Origin of the sequence: Streptomyces sp. BF23-19 (assembly GCF_041106355.1) — a bacterium.
GTDB classification, from domain to species: Bacteria; Actinomycetota; Actinomycetes; order Streptomycetales; family Streptomycetaceae; genus Streptomyces; species Streptomyces virginiae_A.
Genome location: NZ_JBGBPT010000148.1, coordinates 1 through 7,497, shown reverse-complemented (window position 1 = coordinate 7,497; position 7,497 = coordinate 1). Strand labels below are relative to the sequence as shown.

At 71.5% G+C, this 7,497-nt stretch carries 6 protein-coding genes and 1 riboswitch; of the genes, 1 reads left to right on the top strand and 5 read right to left on the bottom strand.

Annotated elements, in window-relative coordinates:
* Positions 1-37 precede the first annotated feature (37 nt).
* The gene (locus AB8A24_RS41930) at positions 38-1,006 is read right to left on the bottom strand and encodes a LysM peptidoglycan-binding domain-containing M23 family metallopeptidase (protein ID WP_328960818.1); all 969 of its coding nucleotides are present in this window, start codon (positions 1,004-1,006) and stop codon (positions 38-40) included.
* A gap of 4 nt (positions 1,007-1,010) precedes the next feature.
* A riboswitch (cyclic di-AMP (ydaO/yuaA leader) is annotated at positions 1,011-1,207 on the bottom strand.
* Between the two features lie 292 nt (positions 1,208-1,499).
* Between AB8A24_RS41930 and AB8A24_RS41925 the strand changes: the two genes are divergently transcribed.
* The gene (locus AB8A24_RS41925; RefSeq protein ID WP_328960819.1) at positions 1,500-2,291 is read left to right on the top strand and encodes a tyrosine-protein phosphatase; all 792 of its coding nucleotides are present in this window, start codon (positions 1,500-1,502) and stop codon (positions 2,289-2,291) included.
* A 48-nt stretch (positions 2,292-2,339) separates the two neighbouring features.
* Here AB8A24_RS41925 and AB8A24_RS41920 read toward each other — a convergent pair whose 3' ends face one another.
* Genes AB8A24_RS41920 through shc form a run of 4 tightly spaced genes read right to left on the bottom strand, consistent with a single transcriptional unit; the run spans position 2,340 to position 7,361 of the window.
* Complete coding sequence (locus AB8A24_RS41920; protein ID WP_328960820.1) at positions 2,340-3,758, bottom strand: aspartate aminotransferase family protein; 1,419 nt, start codon at positions 3,756-3,758, stop codon at positions 2,340-2,342.
* Positions 3,755-4,786, bottom strand: coding sequence for an adenosyl-hopene transferase HpnH (hpnH, locus tag AB8A24_RS41915; protein ID WP_030728986.1), 1,032 nt, complete (start codon positions 4,784-4,786; stop codon positions 3,755-3,757). The genes AB8A24_RS41920 and hpnH overlap by 4 nt, the downstream gene beginning before the upstream one ends.
* Before the next feature lie 5 nt (positions 4,787-4,791).
* The gene (locus AB8A24_RS41910) at positions 4,792-5,457 is read right to left on the bottom strand and encodes a 1-hydroxy-2-methyl-2-butenyl 4-diphosphate reductase (protein WP_328960821.1); all 666 of its coding nucleotides are present in this window, start codon (positions 5,455-5,457) and stop codon (positions 4,792-4,794) included.
* On the bottom strand, positions 5,457-7,361 hold the full coding sequence (shc, locus tag AB8A24_RS41905; RefSeq protein WP_369479128.1) for a squalene--hopene cyclase: 1,905 nt from the start codon (positions 7,359-7,361) through the stop codon (positions 5,457-5,459). The genes AB8A24_RS41910 and shc overlap by 1 nt, the downstream gene beginning before the upstream one ends.
* Positions 7,362-7,497 lie beyond the last annotated feature (136 nt).

Below are 7,497 nucleotides of genomic sequence, written 5' to 3'. Positions count from 1 at the left end.
GGCCTCACGCGTGTCGGTGGTCCGACGGCGGGTGCCGTCAGAGGCTCGCGCCCTTGGCGCGGAGGTAGGCGATCGGGTCCATGTCCGAGCCGTAGGACGGGGTCGTACGGATCTCGAAGTGCAGGTGCGGGCCGGTCGAGTTGCCGGTGGAGCCGGAGAGGCCGATGGCCTGCCCGGCGGTGACGCTCTGGCCGGAGGAGACGGAGAGCTGGGAGAGGTGGGCGTACTGGGAGTACTTGCCGTCCGCGTGCCGGATCACGATCTCGTTGCCGTACGAGCCGCTCCAGCCGGCGGAGACCACGGTGCCCGCGCCGACGGCCTTGACGGTGGTGCCGGAGCTCGCGATGAAGTCGACGCCGGTGTGGTAGCCGGAGGACCACATGCTGCCGGCGACCTTGTACTGGGTGGAGATGCCACCGCCGACCGGGGCCACGAAGCCGGCGGCCGACTGCGGGGCGGCGGGGGCCTCGGGCTCGGCGGCGGCCTCCGGCTGCGCCGGGGCGGCCTGCTCGGCGTGCTTGCGGACCGGCTTCGGCGCGGACTGCGCGGCCGGCTTCGCGTCGGCCTCGGCCTCGGCCTCGGGGGCCGGGACCGCCTCGGCCTCGGACGGAGCGGGCTCGCCGGGACCGCCGAGGTGGAGCTTCAGGCCCGGGTGGATCAGCGACGGGTTGCCACCGACGGCCTCGCGGTTGTCGGCGTACAGCTGCTCCCAGCCGCCGGCCAGGTGGCGCTCGGCGGCGATCTTGGAGAGGTAGTCGCCCGGCACGACGGTGTAGACGGTCGGGGCGGCCTGCACGGCGGCGACGGGCGCCGACCGGAGGGCGAGGGGGGCCTGCGAGGCCACCGCGGGGGTCACCGCGGGAGCGGCGGCCGGGGCACCGGCCGCGTGGGCACCGGCGGCACCGATCAGCGGCAGCGCGAGGGCCGCGCCACCGGTTCCGGCGACGGCGAAACCGCGGGAAAGGGAAAGGGACTTGGGACGGCGGTGCTTACCCTTTGCAGGCATGACGAATTCCTCTCCGGCGCCTGCGAGGTGAGCTGTCGGGTTCGGACTGGAGATGTCCGGCCGTACATGTACGAGCCATGAACGACTTCACCCCGAGCCGTCCCGGCGAAAAGATCTCCGGGCCGGCGGCTTACCTGGTTCCCCCGCTCCTGCCGCGCGAATAGGTCGGATGCGGTTTCCGGGAGGCGGCAGGATTTGGCGGTCCACCCGGATCGATCGCGAAGGTAATCCCTTGCGGCCACACGGAACAAGCCGCGAATTCCCTGACGGAATACCAGGCATGAGGGACCGCCGGAATTACCGTCACCCTCCGTCCATTCGACACCGCCAACAGCCGTTCCGACGGGGCCATTCGCCTTTAGCGATCAGGCACTCACGGTCACCGTATGATCTGGCTCACGGGGACGTGCCCGATCTCGCCTCCGGATATGGCAAGTTGGCGCCAAGTAGTGTAATTCGGACACAGGACCCACAACGTGGCGGAGGAGTTGCTTTGACCCAGCAGATACAGGAGCCGGAGCTGTCCGGAGTGCGCAATTTCCGCGATGTGGGCGGATTGCCGACTTCTGACGGACGAACGGTCAGGACGGGACGACTGTTCCGAAGCGGACATCTCGCACATGCCACCGAAAGCGATGCAGAGTTCCTCGCCTCGCTCGGCCTCCACACCGTCTTCGACTTCCGCAACGTCGCCGACCACGCGCTGGAGGGGCCGGACGTCGAACTGCCCGGCGTCCGGAACGTCAACATCCCGCTCTCGGACCCGGCCGACGGACGGGAGTTCTGGCGGCTGGTCCGCGACGGCGACCTCGTTCAGCTGCGCGAGATCCTGGGCGACGGAAAGGCCGCGGCCCGGATGTCGAACTCGTACCGCGGGATCATCCGGCAGCGCACCGCCGAGCACAGCCGGGTCGTGCACGCCCTCGCCGAGGACAGCGTCCCCGCGCTCATGCACTGCGCGGCCGGCAAGGACCGGGCCGGCCTGTCGATCGCCGTCACCCTGCTCGCGCTGGGCGTCGAGCGCGAGGCGATCGTGACGGACTACCTGGAGTCGAACGCCCCGCACCGCCGCTATCGCGTGCGCCGCACCGGCGAGTCGGCGGGCGAGCGCTCCCCCGAGGTGATGGAGCTGCTCGCGCCGCTCTTCGACGCCCGCGCCGAGTACCTGGTGGCCGCCTTCGACACCATCGACGAGGTCTGGGGCGGGGTGGACCGCTACCTGGCGGAGGGCCTCGGGCTGACGCCCGAGACCCTCGACCGACTGCGCGACCGGCTCCTCGTCTGACGCGGGCGGGAACCGGCCGACCGGTTCCCGCACCGGCCGGGCGGGCCGTCAGCGCGTGGCGACGGCCTGCTTCACCAGCGTCCTGCCGAAGTCCCAGATCAGCCCGGACCCACCGTGCGCCTCGTCCATGACCTCGCGGAAGGCCCCGACGAACCGGTCCACGTCCGCCTCGTCCACGATCAGCGGCGGGATCAGCTTGATCACCTCCAGATGGTCCCCGGAGACCTGGGTGAGGATCCGGTGCTTCTGCAGCAGCGGCACCACGACCATCTGCGCGAAGAGCCCCTTGCGGGCCGCCTGCAGCATGGTCCACCGGCTGCGCAGGCCCAGCGAGGACGGCCGGCCGAATTCGATGCCGATCATCAGCCCGCGCCCCCGCACCTCGTGCAGCAGCTCGTACTCGTCCACCAGGGCGGCGAGCCGCCCGCGCAGCAGGTCGCCCATGACCCGGGCGTTCGCCACGACCTCCTCGTCCTCCATGACGGACAGGACCGCGAGGCCCGCCGCCATGGCCTGGGCGTTGGAACCGAAGCTCGCGGAGTGCACGAGCACCCGGTCCATGGACGAGTAGACCTTCTTGAAGATCCAGTCCTTGCCCAGGGTCGCGCCGACCGGGACGTACCCGCCCGAGAGCGCCTTCGCCACGCACACCAGGTCCGGTTCCACGCCCGGCTCGTGCTGGTACGCGTAGAAGTCCCCGGTCCGTCCGAGGCCGGTCTGCACCTCGTCCGCGATGAGCAGCGCCCCTCGCCGGTGCAGCATCTCCTGCGCGGCGAGCAGGAATCCGGGCGGGGCGGCCAGGACCCCCTTGCCCTGGATCGGCTCGACGACGAGGGCGGCGACGTCCCCGCGCTTCAGCTCCCGCTCCAGGGCGGCGAGGTCCCCGAGCGTGATGCTCGTGTCGGGGAGCAGCGGTGCGAAGCCGTCGCGGAACCCGCTCTCCCCGTTCACCGAGAGGGAGCCCGCGGTCAGCCCGTGGAAGGCGTGGTCGCAGTAGAGGATCCTGGGGCGCCCGGTGGCGTACCGGGCGAACTTCAGGGCCGTCTCCACCGCCTCGGTGCCGCTGTTGCCGAAGAAGACCCGGTCCAGGTGCGGGCTGTACGAGAGCAGTTTCTCGGCCAGTAGTCCCGGCAGCGGTTGGCAGTCGAACCGGGTGAGGTCGGCGAGCTGGGCGTCCAGGACGTCGTGCAGGGCCCGGCGGACGACCGGGTGGTGCCGGCCCAGGCCCATCACCCCGAACCCGGCCAGCATGTCCAGGTAGTCGTTGCCCTCGGCGTCCCAGAAGTGGGCGCCCTCGGCCCGCTCGTAGACCTTGTCGAAGCCGATGGTGTGCAGCATGCGGGGCAGCTGGTGGTTGAGGTACCGGGCGTGCAGCTCGTACCGCTCCGCCCCGCGCTCGGCCAGCAGGGCTCCGAGGTCGAAGCCTCGGCCCCGGCCGCCCCCTTCCTCCGGTGGCCGCCCGGTCATGCCGACTTGTCCCGGTTGCCGGCGATCGTCTCGCGGGCCGCGCGCAGGGATTCCTTGAGGGAGCCCATGGTGGCGAGGACGGCGGTGGGCTCGTAGCCGCAGTGCGCCATGCAGTTCGCGCAGCGCGGGTCCTTTCCGCGGCCGTACTTGTCCCAGTCGGTGTCGTTGATGAGCTCGCGGTACGTCGGCACGTATCCGTCGCTCATCAGATAGCAGGGCCGCTGCCAGCCGAAGAGGGAGTAATTCGGAATGGCCCAGGCCGTGCAGGAGAAATCAGCCTTTCCTTCCAGGAAGTCCAGGAAGAGCGGGGAGTGGTTGAGCCGCCAGCGGCGCCGGTTGCCGCCCGCGAAGGCCTTCCTGAAGAGCTCTCGGGTCTGTTCGACGCCCAGGAAGTGCTCCTGGTCGGGTGCCTTCTCGTAGGCATAGGCGGGCGAGATCATCATTTCGTCGACCTGGAGGTCGTCATTGAGGTAGTTGAGGACCTCGATGATGGTCTGCGGGGTGTCGGTGTTGAAGAAGGTGGAGTTGGTCGTCACCCGGAACCCGCGCTTCTTCGCCTCCTTGATGGCGGCGACCGCCTCGTCGAAGACGCCTTCCTTGGCCACCGACTCGTCGTGGCGCTCGCGCAGACCGTCGATGTGCACGGCGAAGGCGAAATACGGGGAAGGGGTGAACTTCTCGATCTTCTTGCGCAGCAGCATCGCGTTGGTGCAGAGGAACACGTACTTCCGCCTCGCCACCAACTGTCGGACGATCTCGTGGATCTGCGGGTGCATCAAGGGCTCGCCGCCCGCGATGGACACCATGGGCGCACCGGACTCCAGCACGGCGCCGACCGCCTGGGCGACCGGCATGCGCTGCTTGAGCACCCCGGCCGGATGCTGGATCTTCCCGCACCCCTCACAGGCCAGGTTGCAGGCGTAGAGCGGTTCCAGCTCGACGATCAGGGGGAACTTCTCGCGCTTGCGGAGCTTCTGTTCGAGAAGATACGTCCCGACCCTGATGGACTGGCGCAGCGGCATGGCCATCTGGCTCACCTCCTGGGGAGCAGCAACGAACGGTGCCATTCATGAAACGCGGGCAGTACGGCACGCAGGACACGGAAGGCCGATATTCCCCCGCGAACCGTGCCGATACGGACGAGCTCGTGCTCCGGAGCGTCCACGATCACCCGGACGGCCGCAACCGGACGGCCACCGCCCCGGGTGGCGGTCCACAGGGTGGCCGCGGACTCCATGTCGACCGCGATGGCGCCGGTGGCGCGCAGCTGCGCGCGCTCCTGGCCGCGGACGACGTGGTCGGATCCGGTCAGCGCGCCGCGGTGCACGGTCCGGCCGGGCGCGGCCCGGGCCAGTGCCTCGGCGAGCAGGGCGCTGCCGGTGCAGGTGACGATCCCCTGCGGGTCCCGGGTCTCCTCGGCGACGACCAGGTCTCCGGGGTGCATGCCGGGGACCAGCCCGGCGCAGAACCCGGTCGCCAGGACGGCGGCCCGGTCCATCCCCGGCCGCTCCAGTGCCCGGCCGAGGGCCCGCTCGGCCGCGCGCGGGCCCATCCCGGTGCGCAGCAGGACGTGCCCGCCGGCCGATCCGCGCCCGGGGCCGTGGCCGGCGCTGCGCAGCGCCACCTGCTCGATGCGCAGCGCGCAGGCCACCAGCAACGGGTCGGTCCCGCGACCCCGGTCCCCGTCGGCGGCGGACATCACGCCTCCCCGGCCGTTGCCGGGTGCGCTCCGGCCGGGGCGAAGGGCTCCCCGTACAGGTAGCGGCCGAGCGCGGTGAGCGGGAACACCTGCCGGTACAGGTGGTAGTTGATGGAGAAGTCCCAGGGGAAGCCGGTGCCGGTGAAGTACGGCTCGTCCCAGGTGCCGTCCTCCTTCTGGGTCTCCACGAGGTGGGCGATGCCCCGCTCGACGGCCTTGCCCTCGCGCTCCCCGGCCGACAGCAGGGCCATCAGCGCCCAGGCGGTCTGCGAGGGGGTGGAGGCGCCCTTCCCGGCCCAGGACGGGTCCTTGTAGGAGCGCTGGTCCTCCCCCCACCCGCCGTCCTCGTTCTGTACGGATTCCAGCCAGCGCACGGCCCGCCGGATCGCGGGATGCCCCGGGGCGGTGCCGGCGGCGACGAGGGCCGGGACCACCGAGCCGGTGCCGTAGACGTAGTTGGTGCCCCAGCGGCCGAACCAGCCGCCGCTCGGCTCCTGTTCGGCCAGCAGCCAGGCGATGCCGCGTCGGGTCCGGGCGTCCGAGGCCCGGCCCTCGAAGGCGAGCATCTCCACCACGTGGGCGGTGACGTCGGCCGAGGGCGGGTCGATGACCTCGCCGAAGTCGCAGAAGGGCAGCTTGTTCGGCAGGGGGCTGGTGTTGTCGGCGTCGAAGGCGCCCCACGCCCCGTTCCTCGACTGCATGCCGAGGTTCCAGGACACCCCGCGGGCGATGGCGCCCTCGACCCGGGCCGGGTCGGGGTGCTTGATGCGGCGCAGGGCGAGGACCACCTCGGCCGTGTCGTCGATGTCGGGGTAGGTGTCGTTGTGGAACTCGAACGCCCAGCCGCCGGGGGCGAGGCCGGGCCGGCGCACGGCCCAGTCGCCCGTGCGGACGATCTCCTCGCCGAGCATCCAGTCGGCGGCCTTGACCAGCGCCGGATGGTCGGGGCGCAGGCCCGCGTCGGCCAGGGCGATCGCGGCGAGGCAGGTGTCCCACACCGGGGACTGGCAGGCCTCGATCATCCGGGCGCCGTCCGCGCGCCACACCGCGAACCGCTCCAGGGACTCCAGACCGGCGCGCATCACCGGATGCCCGAGGTCGTAGCCGAGCAGGTGCAGGGCGATGACCGAGTACACGGCGGGCGGCTGGATCCCGCCCCAGCAGCCGTCGTTCTCCTGCCGTTCGACGATCCAGCGGCCCGCGCTCGCCATCGCCGCCTTGCGCAGCCGGCGCGGGGCGAACCGCCGGTAGACGTGCAGGGCCTTGTCCATCCGCTGGAAGGCGCCGTCCCAGCTGGTCAGCGGGGCGAGTCTCCTGGCGGGGTTGGGGGTGCGCGCGTCGGCGTGCAGCTCGTCGAGGGCGAAGGGGGCCGGGCGGACGGGGCGCAGCGCGGAGACCACGGTGAGCGGGACGATGGTCTGGCGGGCCCAGCAGCCGAAGTCGTAGATGTTCAGTGGTACCCAGGGCGGCAGGAAGACCAGCTCGGGCGGGAGTTCGGGCAGGTGGTCCCAGTTCCACCAGCCGAAGAGGGCCAACCAGATCCGGGTGAAGACGCGGGCGGCGGCGATCCCGCCGTGGGCCCGGATCCACGCCGAGGCGCGGGTCATGTGCGGGGCGTCCGGCGCATCCCCGGCGAGGCGGAGTGCGACGTAGGCCTCGATGGTGGCGGACAGTTCGGGCGGTCCGCCGTGGAAGGTGGCCCAGGTGCCGTCCTCCCGCTGTTCGCCGCGGATGAAGAGGGCGGCGGCCCGGGTGGTGGCCTCGTCCCGGATCCCGAGGAACTGCCGTAGCAGCAGGTCCTCCGCGTCCATGGTGACGTTGGTCTCCAGGTCGCCCTTCCACCAGCCTTCGGGGTCCTGGCGCTCCAGCAGGTTCCGGGTGGCACGCGCGGCGGCCTCGTACACCCCCGGCCGGGTGCCGTCCGGTGGGCGGCGCAGGTCGGCGGCCGCCGTGGTCCGGCCCGACTACGCCCAGCTCGTCGAGCGGAACCAGCGCCTGGAGAACCAGCGCGAGGCCCAGGCCAAGGTGGCCGTGGCCGCC

Coding starts and splice junctions, on each gene's coding strand:
- AB8A24_RS41930 (WP_328960818.1), bottom strand. CDS start 1,006: ATGCCTGCAAAGGGTAAGCACCGCCGTCCCAAGTCCCTTTCCCTTTCC.
- AB8A24_RS41920 (WP_328960820.1), bottom strand. CDS start 3,758: ATGACCGGGCGGCCACCGGAGGAAGGGGGCGGCCGGGGCCGAGGCTTC.
- hpnH (WP_030728986.1), bottom strand. CDS start 4,786: ATGGCCATGCCGCTGCGCCAGTCCATCAGGGTCGGGACGTATCTTCTC.
- AB8A24_RS41910 (WP_328960821.1), bottom strand. CDS start 5,457: ATGTCCGCCGCCGACGGGGACCGGGGTCGCGGGACCGACCCGTTGCTG.